The 330-nt window shown below is 56.4% G+C and carries 1 protein-coding gene; it reads right to left on the reverse strand.

What is annotated here, in order from left to right:
* Positions 1-219, reverse strand: a 219-nt coding sequence (locus tag DNI29_RS23850; protein ID WP_202910584.1) for a hypothetical protein, incomplete at its 3' end; no start/stop codon positions are given.
* Positions 220-330: the final 111 nt, after the last annotated feature.

Consider the following 330-nt stretch of genomic DNA (forward strand, 5'->3'; position numbering starts at 1 on the left):
GCGTAGCTTCTCGCTCAAGGCCTGCGCGGCAACGCCGTACTCGGCTTCCGTCTTCGCGCCGGTCTTGAATTCCTGGGCTAGCTGCTTTTGCTCGGCGCGCGTCTTGGCAATGGATACGGCCAGATCAGCCTGCTTTTTACGCACGGCATCGGACTCGGCTTTGAGCTGTTCAGTGTCAAGCCTAACCTCGTATAAAATGCGTTCGGTTTGGTCAGCCATGGCTTAGTAGGTCAGGCGTAAGAGATCGACCGGGGTAGAAGCGTCACCACTTTCCCACTGATCGATTTTATTGACGTAGAAAAAAGCCCCCTCGGCTTCCAGCCACACGGG

It is taken from the genome of Hymenobacter sediminis (genome assembly GCF_003231285.1).
Lineage (GTDB): Bacteria > Bacteroidota > Bacteroidia > Cytophagales > Hymenobacteraceae > Hymenobacter > Hymenobacter sediminis.